Raw genomic sequence first — 22753 nt, forward strand, 5'->3', positions numbered from 1 at the left:
ATCCTTCAGGTCAGGCTCCGGCCGAGTTCGAACACGGCCTCGGCGTCGAGCACCTTGTCGTTCGACTCGAACAGGGACCGGATCGCCGCCTTGTGGATCTTCATCTTGGTCCGGCCCACGCCCAGGGCCCCCCAGCAGCGAAGGCCATCGCGATCTTTGTCGCGATCGGTCGCCTCGACCCCCTCGATCCCGGCGGGCGGGACGGCGTTGAGATCGATCAGGACCCGGAGGTCGGAGGCCGCCGTTCGGGCCGAGGACGGCAGGAGGGTCACGCCCGCCGCGCCGGCGGCGACCACGATCGAGGCCCCGTCGAGGCCGCGGGCCATGTCGTTCGTCGAGAACCCCGAGAGCGTCTTGCCGGTCGCCTTGCCGACCACCCGGGCCGCCTCTTCGGCGCGAGAATGAGAACGCGAGCCGATGGCCACCTCGGCCCCGAGTCCCGCGAGAAGCCGCGCCACGCGCTGGCCGACCGGCCCGGTACCTCCCAGGACGGCGGCGCGGGCCCCGTCCACCGATCCGCCCGAGCCTTCCAGGGCCGCGAGGACGGCGGCGGCGGCCGTGGTGTTGGCGCCGTTGGCATCCAGCAGGACCGAGACCCGGAACGGGCCGAAGAAGCTGTCGGTCACGGCCTTGAGGAGCGCCTCGCCCCGGGCCACGTCGGAGCCGCCGACGAAGATCGCGGTCCGGCTCAGGTCGGGCCCGCCCCGGGTGAACAGGGCCCCGTGGACGAGATCCCGGACGGCCTCGGGGGTGATCCCGCCGTGGCGGAACAGGTGATCCACGCCGGAGTCCACCGCCACCACGCCGTCGAAGACGCTGGGCTGCGGGTCGGCATCGAGCTGGATCAGGATGGTCGGCTTGCCGGCCTCGCTCATCGTCGCGCCTCGATCCGGGATGAGGGAGTCGGGAGGGCCGGCCCGAAGCGGGCCCTCCGCACAGTCCGGTCGGATCAGCCGGCGAACGGGTGCTTGGCGGAATCCTTCTTGGAGACGACCTCGGAGGCGGCCGGCTCGTTCTTCATGGCCCGCTTGATGGCGAGCTTGGTGGCCTCGTAGTTGTAGTCGAGGATCTTCTTGTTGTCGTCGGCGGCGGGGTGAATGAACACGCCGCAGACGATGACCAGGTTGTCGGCCTCGGCCTGGGGGATGGTGCCGTCGGCCAAGCTGTCGGCCACGGCCTTGGCCACGGCATACTGGGCGGGGCCGAACATCTGGACGACCTGCTTCATCCCCTTGATGGTCACCTTGGTGATCATCACGGTGGCGGGCTTGGTGATCAGGTTCGGCTCGAGCACCGCCAGCAGGTTGGTGTGGCCTTCCGACTGGTTGCAGAGGGCGTTGGCGAACGCGGTGCCGACCGGGCCGGCCTTGTCGCCGATCAGGAGGTCGATGTGGGCGACTTCGTTGCCATCGCCCGCCAGGGCCTCGCCGACGTACATGGTGTGCTCGCTGGCCATCGTTCTACCGCTCCCTAGCATGGGCTGTGATCGTGAATGACGCCGTCCGCTCGGGGCGAGGACGGCCCCGACGCCCGAGGCGTCGGTCGAATCGGAGATGATAACACCCGGTGGTCCGACCGCAACCCCCGCGTCCCCCTCTCGAATGTGGAAAAAAATCAATTGTGGTGGAACATTGTTGGTGATCCAATGTCGCCAAGGAGGCCTTCTCCTCCTCTCCGGCCTCGCCCTGATCGGGCCGATCCGCCACGCCCGGTCTCCAACCTTTGGGAGCCTTCCCGCATGCGTAAGCTCATCCCGTTCCTGTCCGTGGCCGCCCTGTTCACCGGCATCGCCCTGGCCGCCGACCCCGTCACCATCACGGGCGAAGGCAAGTGTGGCAAGTGCGCCCTGAGCGAGACCCCGACCTGCCAGAACGTGATCGAGGTCGAGGAAGGCGGCAAGACCGTCAAGTACTACCTCGCCCAGAACCCGACCGCCAAGGCCTACCACGGCAAGGTCTGCAAGGCGACCGTCAAGACCACCGCCACCGGCACCGTCGAGGAGAAGGACGGCAAGAAGGTCATGACCGCCACCAAGATCGAAGCCGCCAAGTAAACCGGCCAGCTTCTCCTCCGATCAGAACCCGACGGGCACCCTCTCGCCCGTCGGTCCTCGATCGCTCGCCCGATGCCCGGAGGATCGAGCTTGGCCCTCCTGATCCTGGGCGCCAGCGCCCGGGCGGCGGCCTTCTCCGCCCTCCGGATCGGCCTTCGCCCGGACTGCGCCGATCTGTTCTCCGACCTCGACCTGGCCCGGGCCTGCCCCGCGACGCGGGTCGACTTTTCGGACTATCCCTCGGGACTGGCGGCCTTCGCCGCGACGCGGCCGCCTTCCCCCTGCCTCTACACCGGGGCACTGGAGAATCGGCCCGACCTGGTGGACGAGATCGCCGCCCGGCACCGCCTCCTCGGGAACGCCGGCCCGGCCCTCCGGGCGGTCCGCGACCCGCTCGCCGTCGCCGCCTTGCTCCGGGCCGACGGGCTGGCGGCCCCGGATGCCTGCCGCGACCCGGAGGGATTGCCCCGGGACGGCTCCTGGCTGGCCAAGCCGCTCGCCTCGGCCGGGGGCCACGGCATCCGCCCCTGGACCGGCGGGATCGAGCGGCCCGGCCGGTATTATCAGCGACGGATCCAAGGTCTCCCCCTGTCCGCAATCTACGTCGCGGAGGGGGGCCGGTGCCGGCTCGCCGGGATCACCCGCCAGTTCGTCGGAGGCACGGGGGACGGCCCGCGCGTCGCCTATCGCGGCAGCCTGGGCCCGTGGCCGGTCGCCTCGGAGGTCTCCGCCGAGGTCGAGCGGATAGGTGCGGTTCTGGCCTCGGCGTTCCCGCTGGCCGGGATCTTCGGCGTCGACCTGATCCTCAGCGGAGGGCGAGCCTGGGCGATCGAGGTCAACCCGCGCTACACGGCGTCGGTCGAGGTGCTGGAATGGGCGTCGGGCCTGTCCGTGCTGGCTCGCCATCTCCGCGCCTGCGGTTTTGACTTCGCCGCCCGGCCGCATCCGCCCTCCCCGGGCCGATTCGTGGCCAAGGCGATCCTCCGGGCCGATCGCCGGTCGCGATGGATGGGACACGTCGCGCCGGACGACCTCGACCCGGACGCCTTCCCCGAGATCGGGGACATCCCCCATCCCGGGACGACCTTCGAGCCCGGGGAACCTGTCCTCACCGCGTTCGCCGCGGGCGAGACTCCGGCCGACTGCCGCCGCCGGCTCTCCGCGCGGCTTCGCCACCACCGGGGTCGGCTCTCGCCGGTCAGCCCACCTGGGTGTTGATGATCAGCAGGATGACGGTGGTCGCCAGGAGGATGCCCAGGATCGCCCCGAACAGCCGGACGGCCTGGGGGAGGATCCGGGACCATTCCTCATGCCGCGAGGCCGAGTAGACCAGGCTGATGGCGGTGACCAGGGGCAGGATGAAGGCGTAGTGGATCATGCCGAGGCCCCCGCCTTGGACAGGACGTCGGAGGATGCGACGGTCGTTTCGGCCGCCTCATCGGCGTCGCGATGGGCCGGCCCCTCGTAGGCATCGAAGATGGCCAGGATGTTCAGCAGGCCGGCGATCGTCGTGTAGAGCGACCCCATCTCGACCATCTTGCCGAGGGGCTGGTAGAGGCTATTGATCTGGTTCTGGCTGGGCTCCGCCAGGAACCCGCCGAGGATCGGCCCGTGGCCGTAATGGAGGAGCGTGGCCTGGATCAGGGCGGGCAGGGCGGGCAGGCCGGCGAAGAACTGCCCGAGATAGTAGAAGCAGAACCGCTCCGAATCCTGGACCGGGCTGACCCATCGCCAGTAGACGTTCCGCCACTCGCCCATCGCCAGGCCGACGAAATAGAGCCCGAGGATGCAGACGCCGTAGAGGATGCCCTTGCTGGTCCGCCCCTGGTAAAGATGCCCGAGGCCGGGGACCAGGTAGGTGAGCAGGGCGGCGAGGGGCCGATTCTTCAGGTTGATCGGCGGTGGGGTCATGGCCGGGCTCTCGTGCGTCCGATCGTCCTCCGGGGGTTCCGGAGGTGGAATCGCGGTCCATCTTAACCGCCCCGCGACGTCCGTACCAGACTCCCTCAGGCGTCACCCCAACGCGCGAACTCCACCGCCGCGTGGACGCCGTCGCATTCGTGGGCGGAGGCGTCGACCACGTCCGGGGTGATGATCTCCAGGCCCCGGAGCGCCCCGGCCATCAGGGCGAGGTGGGCCAGGCGATCGAGGCCGCGGGGCACGCCCCCGGAGAGGGCATGGAGCCGGGCCTGGGCCCGGGGCGTAAACGTCGGCGCCGGCCGACCTGAGGCGGCCAGCCGGGCGTCGAGATAGGCCGCGGCCTCGGACCGGGTGTAGGCCTCCAGTCGGATCGCCAGGTCCCATCGCGGCGTCCGGTCCATCCCATCCGGATCCGGGTCGGGGCGGCCGACGCGGATCACGCTGACGCGGGCCGACGGGTCGGGATCGACGTGGTCGAGCCGGTCCAGGTCGAGCCGGTCGGCCGGATCGACGAGCATCTGGCAATCATCGACGGCCAGGACGACGTGGAGACCCTGGAACCGGCAGAGCCGGGCCGCATCGGCCAGGGATCGCCAGGCGGAGGCGCGGCCGGCGCCGGGGGCAACCCGGACCCCGAGCCCTTCGGCCAGGCTCGCGATCAGCCCAGCCCCGTCGATCGGGCCGGAGGCCACCGCGACCCGACGCGACGGCGACCGGGCGAGCTGGAAGGCCCGCTCCAGGACGGTCGTCTTACCCAGTCCGGGGGCCGCGACCAGTCGCGCCGAGGGATGGGCCGCCTCGATCGCGTGGACCAGCCTCGCGACGGCCTCCTCGCGGCTCGGTGTCGCCACGAAGGAGGACGGGTTCCGATGGGCCAGGGGGCCGAACGGGTCGCGGGTCAGTCCCCAGTGTCGCAACCACATCGATGGGCGGCCTCGTCGAGTGAATTGGGCGAGTCGGGCGGCCGGCCGCCTGCGTTCGCGTCCTGCCCCTTTGATCGGTAACATGGTCCCGAGTCTTTCGTCCTCCGCCGGAGATTGCCCGTGGCCGATCGCTTTTTTTACCCGAATCCCCCGGTCGACGGCATCGCCACCCTGGAAGGGGACGAAGCCCGCCACCTGGCCCGGGTACGACGGGTCGCCGTGGGCGAATGCGTCGAATTGTTCGACGGCAAAGGCCGGGCATTCCGGGCCGAGGTGGAAGGACTGGGCCGCGACCGCGTGACCCTGCGGATCGTGGGCCCGGGCCCGGATTCCGGCGTCCCCGCCTGCTCGCTGACCCTGGCCACGGCGGTGCCCAAGGGGGATCGCTTCGACTGGCTGGTGGAGAAGGCGACCGAGGTCGGCGTGGCCCGGCTGGTCCCCCTCACGACGGCCCGGTCGGTCGTCGACCCGCGAGCCACCAAGCTCGATCGGCTCCGCCGGGCGATCATCGAGGCGGCCAAACAAAGCCGACGCGATCGCCTGATGGACCTCGACGCGGCGGTGGCGTGGTCGGCCCTGGTCCGCGACGGCCGGGCGCCGTTCCGCTACATCGCCGACCCGTCGGGGCCGCCGATCGCCGCGGTCGAGCCGCCGGCCCGGGGCTCCTCGGCGATCCTGGCCATCGGCCCCGAGGGGGGGTTCGCCCCGGAAGAGTTGGCCGAGGCGGCCGACCAGGGTTGGCGTCCGGTCGGCCTCGGGGCCCATATCCTCCGCATCGAGACCGCCGCCCTGGTCGGCGCGGCGACGCTGCTGGCGCTGTCCGAGGCGGCCGGATAGCCGGCGGATTGCCTCCGGCGATGGCCCGCGCCTATGCTATCCCGGTCGTCATGCGGCAACCGTCGCTCGTTGCAAACCAGGCCCCAACGCGAGATGAACCCATGATCCGATACTTCGGCGTCCTGCTGGCTTCGACCGCCCTGATCGCCCCGGCGCGGGCCGCCGACAAGGACGCGGCCCCGATCCTCGACAAGGCGATCCAGGCGCTCGGCGGCGAGCCGGCGCTGGCCAAGGTCATTGCCTCGGCCACCTGGAATACCGAGGGGGAGTTGACCTACAACGGGGACGTCAACCCGTTCAAGACCCACGCCACCACCCGGGGATCCGACCATCTCCGCGACGAGTTCTCGGGGGATTTCGGGGGGACCGAGATCCGGGGCGTCCGCGTCCTGGCCGGATCCAAGGGCTGGATCTCGATGAATGACAACGTGAACGAGTTCGACGCCGACGCCGTCGCCCGGGAGAAGCACAACCACTTCCAGGAAATCGCCCCGATCGCGATCCTGCCCCTGAAATCCCAGGGGGTCAAGGTCGAGGCCGAGGGGGAGGAAGCGGTCGAGGGCAAGCCCGCCGCCAAGGTCAAGGTCACGCCCAAGGACGGCCCCGACTTCACGATCTTCTTCGACAAGGAATCCGGCCTGCCGCTCAAGATGGTCGGCAAGGCCTTCAACTGGCAGGGGGAGGAGTATTCCCGCGAGGCCACCTTCTCCGACTACAAGGAGATGGGCGGGATCAAGAAGGCCACCAAGGTCGTCATCAAGCGCGACGGGTCGAGGTTCATCGACCTGACGATCACCGACTTCCGGCCGCTCGAATCGGTCCCGGCCGACGCCTTCGACGAGCCGAAGTGACCCGGAGATCGCGGGGGGCGGCGCCCGATCGCCCGCCCTCCGCCTCCCCCGGGCCGGTGGCTCAGCCCTCCCCGTCCCCCTCCTCGGCGTCCGGGACCAGTTGCCCGAGGGCCTGTCGGAGCCGTTCGAGGTCGGCCCGGCGATCCGGGAGGTCGGCCAGGTTGCGCGTTTCGGCCGGGTCGATCGAGCGGTCGTAGAGCTGCTCGCCGCCCCGGCTGTCGCGGATGTAGACCAGGGTCCCTTCGACCAGCGACCAGAGCGGGCCGGTCGCGGCCGGGACGCGGGGGTTGTCGGCGAACTTCTTCTGGTGCTCGACCTCGGAGAGGGGCGGTTCGCCGGGCTTCGCCGGGGCCGCCTCGGGCTGCCAGCACCGGACCAGGGAGCGCCCGGGGAAGGGGGACGCCGGGCCGAGCCCGACGACCTCGGCCACCGTGGCGGGCAGGTCGCGGAGGCTGACCGGCTCGGACACCCGCAGGCCCGCCGGGCCGGATTCCTCGACGAGATGGCTCCGGGGCGGGAGGATCATCAGCGGCACGTCGATCAGGGGGGCATACAGGCTGTGCCCATGGCCGAACAGGCCACGGTCGCCGAAGTGCTCGCCGTGGTCCGAAGTGATGATGACCAGGGTATCGGCGAGGACGCCCCGACGGTCGAGCTCGTCGAGCATCGCGCCCAGTTCGGCATCGATCGAGGCGATGCACTCGTCGTAGGAGTCGACCAGGAGCTCCACCGGGGCGACGCCGCCTGCCGGCGTGCGCGGGGCGGCCGGCGCCCCGGACGCATCGCCATCGCCGCCGCCGGGGGCATCCTGGGCGTGCCGGTCGTGCAACTGTCGGAACGTGGAGAGCCGGGCGGCGGGGTCGGTGGCACCGGGGCCGAACCGGCGGGCGTGGTTGTCGGGGGGCTCGAACGGGCCGTGGGCATCGTAGTAGTTGAGGAAGGCGAAGAAGGGCCTGCCGCCGAGGCCGGAGATCCAGTCCATGGCCGCCCGGTTGATCGCGGCGGCCGACTTCCGCGAGCCCTTCTCGCCCGGCTTCTCGTCGTCGAAGCCGGCCTTGTGGGCGACCTTCCGCCCGAGTGTCGAGGCGCGAAGGATTTCAACCGGCGTGACCTGCAGGTTCTCGGGGAAGTCCTCGTACCGCTCGAACCCGCGATCCAGGCCGTACCAGGCGTTGCAATAGTAGGTATTGGCCACGAACCCGCCAGTGGCGTAGCCGCGAGCGGATAGGGCTTCCGCCAGCGTCGGGTATTCATCATTGAGCGGATGGTCGACGTCCGCCGAAAGCTCGTGAGGCCATCGGCCGGTCAACATGCTGGCGTGCGACGGCAAGGTCCAGGGGGCCGTCGACCGGGCCCCGGTGAACACGGCGCCCCGTTTCGCCCAGCGGTCAAGGTTCGGCGTGGTCGCGCGGCGGTACCCGTGGAGTGACAGATGATCGGCGCGGACGGTGTCCATCACGATCAGGAGGACGTTCGGCCCGATCTTCCGGGCGGCCGCGGCGGTGCCGGCCGTCGTCGCCGCTGTCCGGGGGGTATCGGCGGAGAGCTCCCGCGCCCGGATCCAACCGAGCACCCCGACCAGCCCCAGGAGGACCGGGATCGCGGGTCCGGCGATCCGGCGGAACCGGGGCGAGTCGACCCGGACCCACGACGCCATCCGGACCGCCAGCCCGACGGCCAGCAGGACGCAGACGATCGGGTACAGGCCCCGGACCGCGAGCAACGGGCCGAGGAACATCGGCACGCCCAGCAGCACCGGCGCCACCCGGGCCACCGGCCGAGGCCGGAGCCACGCGACCAGCCCCAACACCACCCCGGCCGTCGAGAAGAGGGCCAGGGTGGAGACCGGGATCATCCACGGGTAGTGGTGGTTGGTCCGGATCGAGTCCACCGTGACTCGGGGATCGATCGCGTCCTGGACGACCAGCACGGCCAGTTCCAGCAGGCCCGCCACCAGCCCGAATCCCACCGCCATCACGACCACCGCGGCTGCGGCCCCGGCGCCCGGCGCCTCCGTGCGATCGGCCATCGGCCTGCCCCCCTGAGATTTCCGGCCCCGGGCCGATCCATCGGCCGCGACGCGCGCATGTCGGCCCCGAATCCGGGGCTCCGCCGCGGACCGTATCGCTTCGGCCCCATCCCGTCAATCCGACCTGAACGCCGGCCGATGATCGCGGCCAGCCACCCCCCGGCCGCGTTTCGGGTCGATTCGAATCGATTCGGGGTGGACAGGCCGGGGGCGTTCGGGTAGATTCGGAGTTGCGCCGTAGAGCACCGGTAGCTCGCCAGGCTCATAACCTGGAGGTAGCAGGTTCGACTCCTGCCGGTGCAACTCAATCGAGAAGGCCATCCCGACCATCGGGATGGCCTTCTTCGTTTCGAAGGCCGGGTGCGGGGCTGGCGATGCGGTCGGCGGATGGAGTAACCTTTGGCGCGATCGGGGAGAAGATGCGGCCTGGTGGGAGACGTCGATGGCACAGACGAAGCACGACAGTCATGAGACGGCGGCCCTGCCCCCCCACGTTGTGATCGTGGGCGGGGGCTTCGGCGGTCTCGAAGCGGCCAAGGCCCTGAACAAGGCCAGGATCAGGGTGACGCTGATCGACCGGAGGAATCACCACCTGTTCCAGCCGCTGCTCTACCAGGTGGCGACCGCCGCGCTGAACCCGGCCAACATCGCCTATCCCCTGCGGCGCGTGCTCAAGTGGGAGTCCCATGCCGAGGTCCTGCTCGGCGAGGTCGAGTCGATCGACGTCGCGGCCAAGGTCGTGCGGATGGGCGAGACGACGGTCGCCTATGACTACCTGATCCTGGCGACGGGGGCGACGCACAGCTACTTCGGCCATGACGAGTGGGCCGAGTTCGCCCCGGGCCTGAAGACGATCGAGGACGCCACCGAGATCCGCCGCCGGATCCTGCTGGCATTCGAGGCCGCCGAGCGCGAGCCCGATTCGGTGTCCCGCCGCCGCTGGCAGACGTTCGCGGTGGTCGGCGGCGGGCCGACCGGCGTCGAACTGGCCGGGGCGGTGGCCGAGATCGCCCGCCACGACATGATCGGCGAGTTCCGGCGGTTCAACCCGGCGCGGGCCCGGGTGGTGCTGATCGAGGCCGGCCCGCGGATCCTGCCGGCCTATGCCGAGGACCTCTCGGCCAGCGCCCAGAAGCAGATCGAGGCGATGGGCGTCGAGGTCCTGACCAACCACATGGTCACGGGGATCGACGTCGACGGCGTGGACTTCGAGGGCGGGCGGCTCGAAACGCGGACCGTCCTGTGGGCGGCGGGGGTCGCCGCCTCCCCGCTCGGGCGGGCGCTCGGGTCCCGGCTCGACCGGGCCGGCCGGGTCCTGACCGAGCGCGACCTGACGGTGTCCGGCGCCCCGGGCGTGTTCGTGGTCGGCGACCTGATCGGCATGGAGCAGGACGGGAAGCCGTTGCCCGGGGTCGCCCCGATGGCGATGCAGTCGGGCCGGCACGCCGCCAGGAACGTGATCCGGGCGATCCGGGGCCTCCCCGCCCTCCCGTTCCGCTACCGCGACAAGGGATCGATGGCGACGATCGGCCGTGCGGCGGCCGTGGCCGAGATCGGCAAGCTGCACCTGTCCGGGCTCACCGCCTGGCTGGCCTGGTGCCTGATCCACGTCCTGTTCCTGATCGGGTTCCGGAATCGGGCCCTGGTCATGCTCAAATGGGGATGGCTTTACCTGTTCCACGACCGCGGCTCCCGGCTCATCACCGGCCCCGTCGATCATTTCATGGAACGCCCGGAACTCCCCGCCGCCGATCGGGTGCTGGAGGCCAGCCGGGCCACCTGATCCGGGCACGGGCGGCGGCATCCTCAAGGCGGGCCGGTCGATCGGTCGATGAGCAAAAATGCACCTGGATCGATCCGTCCGGCCGGTGCTTAAGAATGCACACAGGGCCGCCGCCGATCGAACCCCTCGGGGACGGATTCCCGGGGCGACCGAACCGACCAGGGGGATGCGTCCCCGACGACCGAGGGACCAATCTCATCATGCCGCACGCCCAGCCACTCAGCGATTTCGGGATCGAAACGGGACCCCGCTACTTCTTCCGCGGCCATCCGCTGAAGGTGACCCGGGGCCATCCGCTCCCCCTCGGCGCCAGCCGGGCGTCGCGCGGCGGGTTCAACTTCGTCCTGATCTGCCGCCACGGGACGTCGGTCCGCCTGGTGCTGTCCGAGCCGTGCAGCGCCGAGATCGAGACCGAGATCCCGCTCGGGCCCCGCTATTTCCGGACCGGCGACCACTGGCACGTGCGGATCGAGGGGCTGCCCCCGGAGTTCTGCTACGGATACCGCGTCGACGGCCCCGGGGGCCCGATGCACCGGTTCGACCCCAGCATCGTCCTGATCGACCCGGCGTCGCGCGCCCTGTCCTGCGGGCGGCCCTGGGGCCAGTCGCGCGACACCACGCGGCGGAGCATGCTCACCCGGTCCTTGGGGGACCGCCAGGAGGACCTGAACCCGCGCATCCCCCGCGAGGATACGATCCTCTACGAGTTGCACGTCCGGGGCTTCACGGTCGACCCCTCCTCGGGCGTCCAGGAACCGGGGACGTTCGCCGGGCTGGCGGAGAAGGTCCACTACCTCAAGCAGCTGGGCATCACGGCCGTCGAGACCTTGCCGATCGACGAGTTCGACGAGGACGATTGCCCGTTCGTGAACCCGCTGACCGGCGAGCGGCTGAGGAACCTCTGGGGCTACAACACGATCGCCTATGCCGCGATCAAGGCCGCCTACGCGAGCCGGTGGGAAGGGGGCGGCCCGCGCGAGGAATTCCGCGACATGGTCACCGAATTCCACAAGGAAGGGCTGGAGATCATCCTCGACGTGGTGTTCAACCACACGGCCGAGGGCGGGGAAGGGGGCCCGACCTACAACTTCCGGGGCCTCGACAACAGCATGTACTACATGCTGGACGAGCAGGGCCGCTACCTGAACTACGCCGGGTGCGGCAACGCGGTCAACAGCAACCATCCGGTCGTCCGGTCGCAGATCCTGTCCTGCCTGCGGGCCATGGTCGCCGAGTCGGGCGTGGACGGGTTCCGGTTCGACCTGGCGTCGGTCCTGGGCCGCGACAAGCGCGGCAACGTGCTGGTCGAGCCCCCGGTGATCGACCAGATTTCCAAGGACGCCCTGCTGGCCGACACCAAGATGATCGCCGAGCCCTGGGATGCCGCCGGCCTGTATCAGGTGGGGAGCTTCCCGGGCGGGCACCGCTGGTCGGTCTGGAACGGGCAGTACCGCGACGACGTCCGGCGGTTCTGGAAGGGGGACGCGGGGATGACCTCCGCCCTGGCCACGAGGCTATGCGGGTCGGACGACCTGTGCCACGGGCGGGGCCCCCTCCACTCGATCAACTTCATCACCTGCCACGACGGCTTCACCCTGAATGACCTCGTCTCCTACAACCACAAGCACAACGAGGCCAACGGCGAGGGGAACCGCGACGGCTCCGACGGCAACCATAGCTGGAACTGCGGCGTCGAGGGGCCGACCGACGACCCGGCGATCCTCGCCCTCCGGGCGCGCCAGGCCCGCAACCTGATCGCGACCCTGCTGGTCTCGCAGGGCGTGCCGATGCTCCTGGCCGGCGACGAGTTCCTCCGCACCCAGGGGGGCAACAACAACGCCTGGTGCCAGGACAACGAGGTCAGCTGGGTCGACTGGACCCTCGCCGAGAAGAACGCCGACTTCCTCCGCTTCGTCCGCCAGATGATCGCCCTGCGCAAGCGCCATCATGTCCTGAGGCGGAAGACATTCTTGAATAGCCGGATGTCGCAGACCCCGGACGTGGTGTGGCACGGCGTCCAGCCCTGCCAGCCGGACTTCTCCGGCAACGCCCGCGCCCTGGCGTTCGCCCTGGACGGGCGGAGGGGGGATCGCCCCGAGGTCGACCGCGACATCTACGTCGCGATGAACGCCTTCTGGGAGCCGCTCGACTTCACCATCCCGGCGGCCCCGTCGGGCCGTCGCTGGCGCCGGGCCGTCGACACCTCGCTGGCATCGCCCGACGATGCGGTCGGCCCGGATCAGGGGCCGGTCGTCCCGGTCGGGCAGGCCTATCGGGCCGAATCCCGGTCGATGGTGATCCTGGTCTCCGAGGCCTGAGCCCGCCGGCCCGGGATCCACGACCAAGAATAGGACGACCCGAGGATGCGACCGCGTCCCCGGGTCGTCCGGATTTCGGACGGCTCAGGGCGAGAGGTGCTTCTTGCCGGCGCTGGAGATCTGGTAGCGCGGGTTGCCGCTCGCCTTGTCCTTGGCCCCCTTCTTGATGAGCTTGCGGGAGAGCAGGGCGTCGATCGATCGCTGCTCGGCCTTCTTGCCGATCGAGTAGCCGACCTCCGGGGCCTCGCCGATCTTCTTGAGCAGCTCGTTCTGGCTCTCGGTGAGCTTGATCGGCGTGGCGGACTTCTTGACCGCGGCCTTGGGCTCGGCGGCCTTGGGCTCGGCGGCCTTGGGCTCGGCGGCCTTCGCCTTCGCCTCGGCCTTGGGTTCGGCCGCCTTCGCTTCGGCCTTCGGGGCCTTGGCCGCGGCCTTGGGGGCGGGCTTCGTCGCAGGCTTGGCCTCGGCGGCCTTGGCTTCGGCCGGCTGGGCCTTGGCCTTGGTGGATTTGGCCGTGGCCTTGGGCTCGGCCGCCTTCGCCTCGGCCTTGGGCTCGGAGGCCTTGGTGGCGGGGGCCTTGGCCTTGGCGGGCTTGGCGGTGGTCTTGGTCTCGGGGGCCGGTTCCGGTGCGGGGGCCGCCGCGACCGCGGCCTTCTTGGTCTTCGGCTTCGCGGCCTTTTTCGGGGTGCTCTCCGTCGCGGCCTCGGCCTTGGCCGACGCCGCCGGCTCTTGTTTCTTCGCGGGCGTTTTCTTCACCGCCATTGCTACGGACCCCCGACCGGGAATGGTGGATTCTCTCGGGCGCGACAACGGAAATCGCCGATGCGGCCCTTGAGTTAGTAACGAATTATATCACCTGCCGCAAGACAAGCCGTATCCAGATTTCGGCTTAGATCCCAGGGTTTGGCGCCGATCTCGGCCCTCGTCGCGAGGGCCGGCGCGCCGTGCCGGGGCTCGCAGCGACGGCGGCTCGCATGAGAACGTCCCGGCCGAACCGATGCGATCGGGGCCCCAGCACGGTCACGCGGGGCGGTGCGGGCCGTAGACAGGGCATGCTCCGGGCCGGGCGATTTTCGTTTGTATCGCCCCGACCGGCGCGTCATCATCGTCGCGGCCGGCGGGGGTTTCGGTGGCCGTCCCCGGCCCGCGTCCTCCCCTCCCGGGGCCCGACAACGGAGGCGATCGTGGTGGCGGACGACACGCGGGGCATCCCGTTTCTCCAGGCGAATCGGCCCATCGCCGTCATGAGCCCCCTGGGCCCCGACGTTCTCCTGCTGGCCGGGTTCCGCGGCTCGGAGGCCATCTCCCGGCCGTTCCGGTTCGAGCTGGACCTGATGGCCGACAACCGGCTCGACATCGGCTTCGACCAGCTCATCGGGGCGGATCTCACCTTCCGGATGATCCTTCCCGACGGCACCTGGCGCTACTTCAACGGCATCTGCTCGCGGCTGGCCCAGGGGGAGCGGGACAAGACCTTCACGCGGTACGAGGCCGAGGTCGTCCCCCGGGTCTGGTTCCTGGAGAAGGTGGCGCGGAGCCGGACCTTCCAGTACCTCTCCGTGCCCGAGATCCTCGGGCAGGTCTTCGCGGGCTTCAAGGTCGCCTTCCACCTGGAAGGGACCTATCACCCCCGGGTCTTCTGCGTCCAGTACCGCGAGACCGATTTCGCCTTCGCCAGCCGCCTGATGGAAGACGAGGGGATCAGCTACTACTTCCGCCACGAGGTCGAGTCCGAGGCGACGGATCCCGACGGCCACGCGTCGTTCTCGGCGGACCACACCCTGGTCATCGTCGACCGTCCCCGCGGCTTCCTGGACCTCCCCGAGCCGGGGCGCCGGGTCACCTTCGAAGAGGTGGTCGGCGCGTCGGGCGGCGATGGCGGTGGCTCGCGCGACGAGGGCCGCGTCCGGTCCTGGACCAAGGCCCAGGAACTGCGATCCGGCAAGATCTCGCTCCGCGACTCGCACTTCGAGCTGCCCCGCGACACCCTGGAGGCCGAGGCCCTGACCCCGGAACTCGTCCGGGTCGGCCAGGTCGACCACCGCCTGAAGCTCGACGCCAACGGCCGCCTGGAACTGTACGACTTCCCCGGCGGCTATGCCCGGAGGTTCGACGGGATCGACGCGGGCGGGGCCGACCGGGGCGGCGAACTCGCCAAGATCTACGAGGACGCACGCCGGGTGGCCGCCCTCCGGATGCTCCGCGAGGCCAGCCTGGCCATCTCGATCGAGGGGGAGGGGAACTGCCGCCAGTTCTCCGCCGGATTCCGGTTCGAGCTGGAACGCCACTTCAACGGCGACGGCGCCTACCTGCTGACCGAGGTCGAGCACGTCGCCACCCTGGGGGACACCTATCGATCCGGCGGCGACGCCGACCTCACCTACCAGAATCGGTTCGCCTGCCTGCCGGCCGCCCTGCCGTTCTGCCCGCCCAGGGAGACCCCCCGGCCCCGGATCGACGGCACCCAGACGGCCCTGGTCACCGGCTCGACGGCCCGCCAGGCCTACCTGGACCGGCTCGGCCGGATCAAGGTGCTGTTCCCGTGGGACCGCGAGGGGAACCGGGGCGGGGGCAGTTCGTGCTGGGTCCGCGTGGCCCAGCCGTGGGCCGGCAACGGCTGGGGGGCGTTCTTCTGGCCGAGGATCGGCCACGAGGTCGTCGTCACCTTCGAGGAAGGGGATCCCGACCGCCCCCTGGTGATCGGCAGCGTCTACAACGCCGAGAACTTACCCCCGTTCCGGCCGTCGTCGGACCCGATGGTCAACGGCATCAAGTCGTGCAGCGAGTTCGGCGACCCGCTGGGCAAGTTCAACGGGATCGTCTTCTATGACGAGCAGGGGGATGAGCATACCCAGGTCCATTCCCAGAAGTTCGCCCTGTCGACCAACGAGACCGCCCAGTGCACTCAGGTCGGCAAGAACCGCGTGAGCATCGTCGGCGGGCTCAAGAAGTCCGGGGCGGGCAGCGGATCGGGCGGGGCCGGCGACGACGAGGATGAGGACATCCGCGACCTCATCGACGACGGCCCCGGCGCCGATGGCGCGGGGATGGCCGATGGCGCCGCGACCGGCAAGGGGGGCCTCGGGGGGCCGCCGGCCGGGGTGGTCCAGTCGATCCTGGAAGGGCTGGGCTGGGACGACAATGCGGCCGGCGGCTGGGCGACCGACCTCGGCGTGGGCTACGGCGAGGCCCGCGACGCGACCGTCGGGATGCGCCACGACGACCGGGTCGGCGGCCACGCGTCGTACCACCTCGACCCGTTCGGCTGGTCGGCCGAGCTCGATCGCGACGACTCGCTCAACGCCCGCGAGACCCGCTACGGCGACCTGGAGGCCCTGGGGTCGATGATCGGCAAGAACGAGGTGAAGCTCGCGGCCGAGGGGGCGTTCCACTTCGGCCGCCACGTCGGGGTCCGGCGCGGCCAGACCACGACCCTGGACAGCCCGATCGACCCCGGCAGCCCGGCCGCCGACGCCGCCGAGCAGTCGGTGCTCCTGCGGATGCTGTTCCTCACCCTGGCCGGCTCCAGCACCGCCGACGCCCTCGACTACAAGAAGGGGCAGTGGGCCGTCGACGGCAAGACGAGCCAGGACACCATCAAGACCCTGATCGGGCTGGAGACCCTGGAGGCGATCCGGGCCAACATCCGGAGCAAGTCCGACGACCTCCAATCGGCCAACGAGCTGATCCAGAAGTCGCGGATGCAGCCCGACCCCAATGCCGAGGTCGGCAAGTTCCTGGCCGGCATGATCGGCTATCTCGACGTCAAGTCCGACGAGGTCATCGCCCTGGAACAAGAGTCGCGCTGAGGCCCGGCCCGAACCGCACGAAGGAGACCCGACCATGCCCGCCGGACCGAGCCCCAACGACACCAACGAGACGATCCGCGGCACGTACTCGATGCACGCCCGCGACATCTCCCTGATCTGCGACGAGCAGCCGGCCGAGGGGATCCCGGCCCGCGACGGCGGCACCCGGGTGGCGATCCGGTCCCACGGCGGCGGCCTGAGCGCCGCCGACGGGCGGATCTGGATCGACGCCACCGGCACCGCCGCGATCACCTGCGACACCGCCATCCTGGGCATCCGCCGGGCCGGCGGGAAGCAGGAGATCCTGGCCGAGACCGACCCCACCGGCACGATCACCCTGCGCCAGGCCACGCCGGTCCTCAGCCCCCACATCAAGCTCGACGACCAGGGGATCGAGCTGGGCGTCGGCCCGGAAGGGGTGGGGGCCCGGATCAAGCTCACCGCCCAGGGGATCACGCTGTCGTTCGGGATCTCCAAGATGGAGTTCGGCCCCACCGGCATCAAGATGACCGTGGCCGAGGTCAACACCCTGGAGCTGGCCGCCACCGGCTTCGAGGTCAACGCCCTGATGGCGGCGCTCAAGTCGATGGTCAACACCGACATCCAGGGTGGCGTGATGACCACCGTCCAGGCGTCGGCCCTGCTCAAGGAGAGCGCGGCCCTGGTGACGATCGGCCCCTGAACCCCCGACCGCGGAGAGTCCCATGCCCCAGCCCGCCGCCCGGATCGGCGACATGCACGCCTGCCCGATGGTCACGGTGCTGGTCCCCCACGTCGGGGGGCCGATCCTGCCGCCCGCCTGCGTCACCGTCCTGATCGGGATGCTGCCCGCCGCGCGGATGACCGACCTGGCCGTCTGCGTCGGCCCGCCCGACGTGATCGTCATGGGTGCCCCCACCGTGCTGATCGGCGGCCTGCCCGCCGCCCGGATGGGCGACATGACGGCGCACGGGGGCGTGATCGCCATGGGGTTGCCCAACGTCCTGATCGGTTGAAAGGCATGCCATGAACATCCCTCTCCTGGACCGCGAATCCGCCCGCAGGCTGTCGGCCACCCTGGCCGGCGCCGAGGCCCTGGCCCCCGGCGAACGGGCCCAGCTCGACATCGCCCTGGTCGGCTTCCTGGCCCACGCCCTGCCCAGGCGAGCCGCCGTGTGGTGGGGGGCCCTGTGCGCCTGGAAGGTGGCCCGGCCGACCCCCACCGAGGCCGAGGACCAGGCCCTGCAAGCGGCCGTCCGCTGGGCGATCGAGCCAATCGAGGAGCACCGCCTCGCCGCCTCCGGCCCCGCCCAGGCGGCCGGGATGAAGACGCCGGCCGGCTGCCTGGCCTTCGCCGCGTCGTGGAGTTCCGGCAGCCTGGCACCGGCCGGCCTCCCCCCGGTCGAGACCCCGAGCGACACCACCGCGCGGCTGGTGGCCGGCGCCGTGATGCTGGCGGCGGTCCGGGGGGATGCCCTCCGGTTCCGCGACCGCTACCGCGAGTTCGTCGCCATCGGCGCCGAGATCGCCGAGGGCCGGAACCTCTGGGCCGAGGGCGACCCGCTCGGCCTCGCCCCCGCACCGGCAACCCGCCCGACGGCGACCTGGCATGACGTGGCGTCGAACCACCTCGACCCGATCGCGAGCGCCCGCTGATGGACCTCCATCGCCACTTCCGGGTGGCTGTGGTTGGCTTGCCAACCACGGCGACGATGAGATTGGGCTCCTACACTAATCGATCACGCCCGCGCTCCGGGAGTGGCCGGCTCGGGGGACAATCCCGCGTGACGAACTCGCCGGCGCCGTGGTTGGCGAGCCAACCACAGCCACCCGGAATCATGGCGGTGATCGAGTTACCCGAGGATTCGAAGGGGAGTGCCCGCTGATGGACCTCCATCGCCGCCGTCCCGGCGACCCCCTGCCGCCCGCCTCCCCACCGCCGCCGGCCCGCCCGGCACCTCCTGCGGCGCGGGCCGTGCCGGCCGCCGCCCCTGAGACGGCCGCCGACATCGCCCGACGCTACCGGCCCTCGGATGCGGCGTGGGGGCATCTGCGCGGCGACCTGGCGCCGGATGCCTTTGCGGCCCTGCTGGTCGATGCGGGGCTGGGGGCGGACGCCGCCGAGTTCCAGGCCCATCGCCTCCCCGCGCGAGAGGCGGTCTGGTGGGGCTGCCTTTGCGCCTGGGAGGTGGGCCCGCCCACCCCGGCCGGCGCCCCGGACGAAGCCCTGCGCGCAGCGGTGCGGTGGGTGATCGAGCCGACCGTGCCGAACCGCACGGCCGCCGCCAAGGCCGGCGAGGCCGCCGGTCCATCCACCCCGGAGGGGCTGCTGGCCCTGGCCGCGTCGTGGTCGGGCGGCAGCATGACCCCGCCCGAACTGCCGGCGGCCGCCCCGCCGCCCGGCCTGACCGCCCGCACGGTCTTCGCGGCGCTCCGGATGGCCTCGGCCCGCGACCCCTTCGGGGGGATGCTCCGGTTCGCCGGGATCGCCGCCGGGGTGGCCGCCGGCTCGCTCCGCTGGAACCGTTGACCCAGGCCCGACCCGAGGTGATCCCGATGCACGACCTCCCCGACGTCCGCGCCGTCGCCCACGACGTTTCCGCCCTCCTCGGGCGGGTGCGGACGATCCAGCCCGGCATCGCCGACAGCACGCTCAGGCACTTCGTCGGCCGCCTGTCCGGCCGTCTCCGCGACGTTCAGCACGAGATGGCCGCGAAGCTGCCGCCCCACGTCGCCGCCACGCGGGCGAAGATCCTCGACGCCCGGCATCAGGCCGAGTCGATCAAGTCCCGCCTGCCCCAACTCCGGGCCGAGGCCGAGGAGGCCGAACGCACCCACCCGGCCGCGCCGGCCGTCGCGGCACCGGCCCCGGTCGACCCGGCCCTGGCCTCGTCGCTGCGGGACGAAATCTTGCAACGCTACGGCCCGCCGCAGGCGACCTCGCGGGGCGTCCCGGGCGGCAACCCCAACCGTCCCGGGTGGGGGCATTGATCCCGATGCTCGCCGCCCGGCCGCCGATCCCGTTCGAAGCCCAGGCCGATCGCCGCGGGTGCGGTGCCGCCGCCCTGGCGATGGCCTATCGCGCCCTGGGCCGGGAGGCCGATCAGGCCCGCGTCTGGACGGAGATAGCCCGGACCACCGAAGTCGGCCTCGTCGCGGCCCGATCGTTCGAGCTGGCCGCGCACGCCCTGGCCCTCGGGCTCGACGCCGCGACGGTCCGGGCCCGCGACCCCTGGACATCGCTTCGAGCCTGCGGCGAGGGGCCGGGCGTCGCCCTCCTCAACCACCGGACCACGCCCTCCGGGCGGGGAGGTCATTTCTCGGTCCTGGTGTCCGCCGACGATGATGGCGTGGTGATCCACGACCCCCGCGTCGGGCCGGGGCGACGGCTCGGCCGCCGCGAGTTCCTCGCGCTCTGGTCGCCGGATGGGAGGCCGGGCGAGATCGCCGGGCACGTCCTGGTCGCGATCGCCGCACCCTCGGGACCGGCCCCCGACTGCCCGTCCTGCCGGGCCCCGATGCCCGCGACCATCGCCTGCCCGTCGTGTCGATTCGCGATCCCCGCGCGGCCGGCTTATGCCCTGGGTTGTGCCCGGTGGGGTTGCCCGGGGCGGCTCTGGGACCGGCTCCACTGCCCGAGGTGCGACGCCGGAGCGATCGGCGATGCGCCGTGGTGGTCGTCGTGATCCCGCAACGCCTGGGCGATCTCCTGTTCCCCATGAGGGATCCCGGTTTCGGCCCGCTCCTGGCCGAGTTGTCCGAGCCCGACGCCGGCCGCTCGGCCGACAACTTCGTGAGCAACGAGGACTCGTTCGGCCGGGTCTGCGACGACCTGGCCGGGCGCGACGGGGTGTACCTGGGCGTCGGCCCGGATCAGAACTTCTCCTACATCGCGCGGGCCTGGCCGTCGCTGGCGTTCATCGTCGACTTCCGCCGCCGCAATGCCCTGGTCCACCTGCTCCACAAGGGGCTGATGGCCCTCGCGCCCGACCGCGTGGGGTATCTGGCACGGCTCACCGCCCGCGTGCCCGGGCCGATGCCCGCCAACCCCTCGGCCGATGATCTGGTGGCCGCCTTCGCGACCCCGGCCCTGGATCGCGCCCGGCTCGAAGCCACGGTCGCGGAGGTGCTGGAATCTCTCCGGCCGCTCGGCGTGCTGGGGGAAGGGGAGGCAAGCGCGATCGCCTCCATCGCATCGAGGCTGGCCGGGCCGGGGATGAACGCCCGGTTCCTGGCCCTGCCGATGTACCCGACGTTCGGCGACCTGATCCGGGCCCGCACCCGCGCGGGGAAGCCCGCCCACTTCCTGGCCGACGAGGCGAGTTACCAGGCCGTCCGGGAGAGGCAGATGGGGGATCGGATCCTGCCCGTGGTGGGGGACTTCGCCGGGCCGAAGGCGTTGGGGGCGATCGGTGCGTTGCTCGCGAGGGCCGGCCGCAAGGTGGCGGTCGCCTACGTCTCCGACGTCGAGTTCTTCCTGCTCCGCTCCGGCAAGTTCCCCGCCTACGTCGCCAATCTGGGCCGGCTGCCCTGGGCCGACGGGGCGGTGATCGTGCGGACCAGCACCCGCGAGATCGCCCACCCCGAGCGGGTGGCGGGCGACTCGTCGACCACGATCGTCCGCCCGGTCGCCCCGTTCCTGGAGCGGGCCCGGGCCGGGGAGATCCGATCGGACGCCGACCTGTTCCGCTGAGGCCCGGTCAATCGAAGGTGATCAGGGGCCGGAGCTTCTCGACCCGCTTCAATCCCAGCCCGTCGACGTGGCGGAGGTCGGTGACGTTGCGATAGGGCCGGCCGAGCTGGATTCGCCGGGCCAGTTCCGGGCCGATGCCGGGCAGGGCCTGGAGTTCGTCGAGCGAGGCGCGGTTGATCCGGACCAGCCCGCCGCGGAGTCGGTGGCGGTCGTCGCGGGGCCGGGCCGGGCCACGATAGCTCGAATCGGAGGTCGGCGGGGCCCGCGCCGGGTACTCGGGATAGACCAGGCTCCAGGTGTCGCCGTCGGAGCGGATCGTGATGGTCCCCTCGCGATCGGTGCGGCGGAGCGGGATCTCCAGCCCGTCCAGCAGAGCGAGGGTCTCCGCGTGGGGGTGGCCGAAGTCGTTGCCCGCCCCCAGGCTGACCACGGCCAGTTGCGGGTGGGTCAGGTTCAGCCATCCGGCGTCGACCCCGTTGCGGCTGCCGTGGTGGGCGAGCTTGAGGACGTTGACCTCGGCGCACAGGTCGGGGACGCGGCCCATCCACCACTTCCGCTCGCGCCCCTCCGAGTCCCCGGTCAGCAGGGCGGAGAAGTCGCCGAACTCGACCCGGATGGCCACGCTGTTGTTGTTCTCCTCCTGCGGGTCGTCCGGCGCCTGCGGGAACACCACCAGCCGCACCGAGCCGACGTCGATGTTCCGGACGGAGTCGGTCGTATGGATCGCGGTGCAGCCGGCCGACTCGACCTCTTCGAGCAGGCCGAGATACTGGCCCGAGGCGTGCGACGATTCGGCATCGAGGAAGACCCGGGGGGCGAACTCGCGGACCACCTCCTTCATGCCGCCGTAGTGATCCGAGTGGTGGTGGCTGACCACGGCGAGGTCGATCGACTCGATGCCGCGGTCGTGGAGCAGGTCGACGACGTGCCGGGTCGGCCCGGCGTCCACCAGAGCCGTCTTCCCCTCGGGCGATCGGATCAGGATGGCATCCCCCTGGCCGACGTCGAGGATCTCCAGCAGGAACTGCCCGCCCGGCGGCGGCCGATCCGGCCGGGGCGTGCGCGAGCAGGCGATGGCGAGCAGGGACAGGGCGACGAGGCCGACATGGCGGGTCATAGCTTGATGTCCCCGCCGGGGTCGGACTTGCGGAGCCGGGCGCGGACGGCGCGGGTCTTCTTGCGGACCGCCTCCGTGGCCCGGGCGTCGCGTTCCAGGGTCAGGGTGAGCGAGTCCCCGGAGGCGGCGTCCGGGGGAAGGAGGTCGCGCGGGACGTTCAGCGTCCGGCCGTCGGCGAGGACCAGCACGGCAATCGGCCTGTCGTCGTCGCCCTCGAAGCGGTCGAGCGAGACCCGGGTTTGCATGCGATCCTCCCGAGAGGGTAGGGCGATCGTGGACGCCTCGGCCGACGATACCCGGGCCCGGCCCGACCGGCCAGGGGCGAGGCCGCTTCGACCGTTTCGCACCATCCGGGCATCGGCGCAAAAGTGCCCCAATGGCGGACCCGTGCCTGGGATCGCGGGCCGGGATGGCATTGCGGAAAACGACCAGATAAGATCAAGG

Annotated in this window: 23 protein-coding genes and 1 tRNA gene; 15 read left to right on the forward strand and 9 right to left on the reverse strand. The window is 71.2% G+C overall.

From position 1 onward, the window contains the following. Nucleotides 1–5: 5 nt before the first annotated feature. Together TA3x_RS16525 and fae are read right to left on the reverse strand one after the other, a co-directional pair. On the reverse strand, nt 6–875 hold the full coding sequence (locus TA3x_RS16525; RefSeq protein ID WP_435015754.1) for an NAD(P)-dependent methylenetetrahydromethanopterin dehydrogenase: 870 nt from the start codon (nt 873–875) through the stop codon (nt 6–8). Between the two features lie 74 nt (nt 876–949). Beyond that, nucleotides 950–1456 carry a formaldehyde-activating enzyme gene (fae, locus tag TA3x_RS16530; protein WP_435015755.1) on the reverse strand — a complete coding sequence of 169 codons (507 nt, stop codon included), beginning with the start codon at nt 1454–1456 and terminating at the stop codon, nt 950–952. A 282-nt stretch (nt 1457–1738) separates the two neighbouring features. Between fae and TA3x_RS16535 the strand changes: the two genes are divergently transcribed. Both TA3x_RS16535 and TA3x_RS16540 read left to right on the forward strand, forming a co-directional pair. Continuing rightward, nucleotides 1739–2053 (forward strand): DUF6370 family protein, encoded by a 315-nt coding sequence (locus tag TA3x_RS16535; RefSeq protein ID WP_435015756.1) that lies wholly within the window; start codon nt 1739–1741, stop codon nt 2051–2053. Between the two features lie 90 nt (nt 2054–2143). Continuing rightward, complete coding sequence (locus TA3x_RS16540; protein WP_435015757.1) at nt 2144–3271, forward strand: ATP-grasp domain-containing protein; 1128 nt, start codon at nt 2144–2146, stop codon at nt 3269–3271. On the opposite strand, the gene TA3x_RS16545 is transcribed toward TA3x_RS16540, so the two are convergent. The 3 genes from TA3x_RS16545 to TA3x_RS16555 form a co-directional block, all read right to left on the reverse strand. Next, on the reverse strand, nt 3252–3431 hold the full coding sequence (locus tag TA3x_RS16545; RefSeq protein WP_435015758.1) for a hypothetical protein: 180 nt from the start codon (nt 3429–3431) through the stop codon (nt 3252–3254). The two genes, TA3x_RS16540 and TA3x_RS16545, sit on opposite strands and share 20 nt — an antisense overlap. Further along, a complete protein-coding gene (locus TA3x_RS16550) occupies nt 3428–3964 on the reverse strand; it encodes a DUF6677 family protein (protein ID WP_435015759.1) in 537 nt (178 codons plus the stop codon). Before TA3x_RS16550 ends, TA3x_RS16545 begins: the two co-directional genes overlap by 4 nt. 95 nt (nt 3965–4059) lie before the next feature. Continuing rightward, on the reverse strand, nt 4060–4896 hold the full coding sequence (locus tag TA3x_RS16555; RefSeq protein ID WP_435015760.1) for an ExeA family protein: 837 nt from the start codon (nt 4894–4896) through the stop codon (nt 4060–4062). Between the two features lie 120 nt (nt 4897–5016). On the opposite strand from TA3x_RS16555, the gene TA3x_RS16560 reads away from it, so the two are divergent. Further along, nucleotides 5017–5733 (forward strand): RsmE family RNA methyltransferase, encoded by a 717-nt coding sequence (locus TA3x_RS16560; RefSeq protein WP_435015761.1) that lies wholly within the window; start codon nt 5017–5019, stop codon nt 5731–5733. Between the two features lie 101 nt (nt 5734–5834). Then, complete coding sequence (locus tag TA3x_RS16565; RefSeq protein ID WP_435015762.1) at nt 5835–6584, forward strand: hypothetical protein; 750 nt, start codon at nt 5835–5837, stop codon at nt 6582–6584. A 61-nt stretch (nt 6585–6645) separates the two neighbouring features. On the opposite strand, the gene TA3x_RS16570 is transcribed toward TA3x_RS16565, so the two are convergent. Next, nucleotides 6646–8613, reverse strand: coding sequence for a sulfatase (locus tag TA3x_RS16570; RefSeq protein WP_435015763.1), 1968 nt, complete (start codon nt 8611–8613; stop codon nt 6646–6648). Nucleotides 8614–8844: 231 nt separating this feature from the next. Here TA3x_RS16570 and TA3x_RS16575 point away from each other — a divergent pair. The 3 genes from TA3x_RS16575 (at nt 8845) to glgX (ending at nt 12714) form a co-directional block, all read left to right on the forward strand. Continuing rightward, nucleotides 8845–8916, forward strand: a tRNA-Met gene (locus tag TA3x_RS16575). A 139-nt stretch (nt 8917–9055) separates the two neighbouring features. After that, a complete protein-coding gene (locus TA3x_RS16580) occupies nt 9056–10396 on the forward strand; it encodes an NAD(P)/FAD-dependent oxidoreductase (RefSeq protein WP_435015764.1) in 1341 nt (446 codons plus the stop codon). Nucleotides 10397–10596: 200 nt separating this feature from the next. Next, on the forward strand, nt 10597–12714 hold the full coding sequence (glgX, locus tag TA3x_RS16585) for a glycogen debranching protein GlgX (RefSeq protein ID WP_435015765.1): 2118 nt from the start codon (nt 10597–10599) through the stop codon (nt 12712–12714). Nucleotides 12715–12798: 84 nt separating this feature from the next. On the opposite strand, the gene TA3x_RS16590 is transcribed toward glgX, so the two are convergent. Next, nucleotides 12799–13473: a hypothetical protein gene (locus tag TA3x_RS16590; protein ID WP_435015766.1), complete on the reverse strand. Its 675-nt coding sequence runs from the start codon at nt 13471–13473 to the stop codon at nt 12799–12801. Between the two features lie 425 nt (nt 13474–13898). Here TA3x_RS16590 and TA3x_RS16595 point away from each other — a divergent pair, with 425 nt between their 5' ends. The 8 genes from TA3x_RS16595 to TA3x_RS16630 all read left to right on the forward strand — a co-directional run bounded on the left by TA3x_RS16595 (nt 13899) and on the right by TA3x_RS16630 (nt 21192). Beyond that, nucleotides 13899–16520, forward strand: a complete 2622-nt coding sequence (locus TA3x_RS16595) for a type VI secretion system Vgr family protein (protein ID WP_435015767.1) — start codon at nt 13899–13901, stop codon at nt 16518–16520. A gap of 34 nt (nt 16521–16554) precedes the next feature. After that, the gene (locus TA3x_RS16600; protein ID WP_435015768.1) at nt 16555–17202 is read left to right on the forward strand and encodes a hypothetical protein; all 648 of its coding nucleotides are present in this window, start codon (nt 16555–16557) and stop codon (nt 17200–17202) included. Between the two features lie 22 nt (nt 17203–17224). Further along, nucleotides 17225–17515, forward strand: a complete 291-nt coding sequence (locus TA3x_RS16605) for a PAAR domain-containing protein (RefSeq protein ID WP_435015769.1) — start codon at nt 17225–17227, stop codon at nt 17513–17515. Between the two features lie 10 nt (nt 17516–17525). Further along, nucleotides 17526–18155, forward strand: coding sequence for a DUF6931 family protein (locus tag TA3x_RS16610; RefSeq protein WP_435015770.1), 630 nt, complete (start codon nt 17526–17528; stop codon nt 18153–18155). A gap of 229 nt (nt 18156–18384) precedes the next feature. Further along, entirely contained in the window at nt 18385–19029 is a 645-nt protein-coding gene (locus TA3x_RS16615) for a DUF6931 family protein (RefSeq protein ID WP_435015771.1), read from the forward strand. Between the two features lie 26 nt (nt 19030–19055). Further along, nucleotides 19056–19490: a hypothetical protein gene (locus TA3x_RS16620; protein WP_435015772.1), complete on the forward strand. Its 435-nt coding sequence runs from the start codon at nt 19056–19058 to the stop codon at nt 19488–19490. 5 nt (nt 19491–19495) lie between these two features. Continuing rightward, the gene (locus TA3x_RS16625; RefSeq protein WP_435015773.1) at nt 19496–20185 is read left to right on the forward strand and encodes a cysteine peptidase family C39 domain-containing protein; all 690 of its coding nucleotides are present in this window, start codon (nt 19496–19498) and stop codon (nt 20183–20185) included. Continuing rightward, nucleotides 20170–21192, forward strand: a complete 1023-nt coding sequence (locus tag TA3x_RS16630) for an LIC_10091 family protein (protein WP_435015774.1) — start codon at nt 20170–20172, stop codon at nt 21190–21192. Before TA3x_RS16625 ends, TA3x_RS16630 begins: the two co-directional genes overlap by 16 nt. A gap of 7 nt (nt 21193–21199) precedes the next feature. On the opposite strand, the gene TA3x_RS16635 is transcribed toward TA3x_RS16630, so the two are convergent. Together TA3x_RS16635 and TA3x_RS16640 are read right to left on the reverse strand one after the other, a co-directional pair. Further along, nucleotides 21200–22309 (reverse strand): MBL fold metallo-hydrolase, encoded by a 1110-nt coding sequence (locus TA3x_RS16635; RefSeq protein WP_435015775.1) that lies wholly within the window; start codon nt 22307–22309, stop codon nt 21200–21202. Beyond that, complete coding sequence (locus tag TA3x_RS16640) at nt 22306–22554, reverse strand: DUF3006 domain-containing protein (protein WP_435015776.1); 249 nt, start codon at nt 22552–22554, stop codon at nt 22306–22308. The genes TA3x_RS16635 and TA3x_RS16640 overlap by 4 nt, the downstream gene beginning before the upstream one ends. Nucleotides 22555–22753 lie beyond the last annotated feature (199 nt).

It is taken from the genome of Tundrisphaera macrotermitis (genome assembly GCF_051175315.1).
Lineage (GTDB): Bacteria > Planctomycetota > Planctomycetia > Isosphaerales > Isosphaeraceae > Tundrisphaera.

Coding starts and splice junctions, on each gene's coding strand:
- TA3x_RS16525 (WP_435015754.1), bottom strand. CDS start 875: ATGAGCGAGGCCGGCAAGCCGACCATCCTGATCCAGCTCGATGCCGAC.
- fae (WP_435015755.1), bottom strand. CDS start 1,456: ATGGCCAGCGAGCACACCATGTACGTCGGCGAGGCCCTGGCGGGCGAT.
- TA3x_RS16535 (WP_435015756.1), top strand. CDS start 1,739: ATGCGTAAGCTCATCCCGTTCCTGTCCGTGGCCGCCCTGTTCACCGGC.
- TA3x_RS16545 (WP_435015758.1), bottom strand. CDS start 3,431: ATGATCCACTACGCCTTCATCCTGCCCCTGGTCACCGCCATCAGCCTG.
- TA3x_RS16550 (WP_435015759.1), bottom strand. CDS start 3,964: ATGACCCCACCGCCGATCAACCTGAAGAATCGGCCCCTCGCCGCCCTG.
- TA3x_RS16555 (WP_435015760.1), bottom strand. CDS start 4,896: ATGTGGTTGCGACACTGGGGACTGACCCGCGACCCGTTCGGCCCCCTG.
- TA3x_RS16565 (WP_435015762.1), top strand. CDS start 5,835: ATGATCCGATACTTCGGCGTCCTGCTGGCTTCGACCGCCCTGATCGCC.
- TA3x_RS16570 (WP_435015763.1), bottom strand. CDS start 8,613: ATGGCCGATCGCACGGAGGCGCCGGGCGCCGGGGCCGCAGCCGCGGTG.
- TA3x_RS16580 (WP_435015764.1), top strand. CDS start 9,056: ATGGCACAGACGAAGCACGACAGTCATGAGACGGCGGCCCTGCCCCCC.
- glgX (WP_435015765.1), top strand. CDS start 10,597: ATGCCGCACGCCCAGCCACTCAGCGATTTCGGGATCGAAACGGGACCC.
- TA3x_RS16590 (WP_435015766.1), bottom strand. CDS start 13,473: ATGGCGGTGAAGAAAACGCCCGCGAAGAAACAAGAGCCGGCGGCGTCG.
- TA3x_RS16600 (WP_435015768.1), top strand. CDS start 16,555: ATGCCCGCCGGACCGAGCCCCAACGACACCAACGAGACGATCCGCGGC.
- TA3x_RS16605 (WP_435015769.1), top strand. CDS start 17,225: ATGCCCCAGCCCGCCGCCCGGATCGGCGACATGCACGCCTGCCCGATG.
- TA3x_RS16610 (WP_435015770.1), top strand. CDS start 17,526: ATGAACATCCCTCTCCTGGACCGCGAATCCGCCCGCAGGCTGTCGGCC.
- TA3x_RS16615 (WP_435015771.1), top strand. CDS start 18,385: ATGGACCTCCATCGCCGCCGTCCCGGCGACCCCCTGCCGCCCGCCTCC.
- TA3x_RS16620 (WP_435015772.1), top strand. CDS start 19,056: ATGCACGACCTCCCCGACGTCCGCGCCGTCGCCCACGACGTTTCCGCC.
- TA3x_RS16625 (WP_435015773.1), top strand. CDS start 19,496: ATGCTCGCCGCCCGGCCGCCGATCCCGTTCGAAGCCCAGGCCGATCGC.
- TA3x_RS16635 (WP_435015775.1), bottom strand. CDS start 22,309: ATGACCCGCCATGTCGGCCTCGTCGCCCTGTCCCTGCTCGCCATCGCC.
- TA3x_RS16640 (WP_435015776.1), bottom strand. CDS start 22,554: ATGCAAACCCGGGTCTCGCTCGACCGCTTCGAGGGCGACGACGACAGG.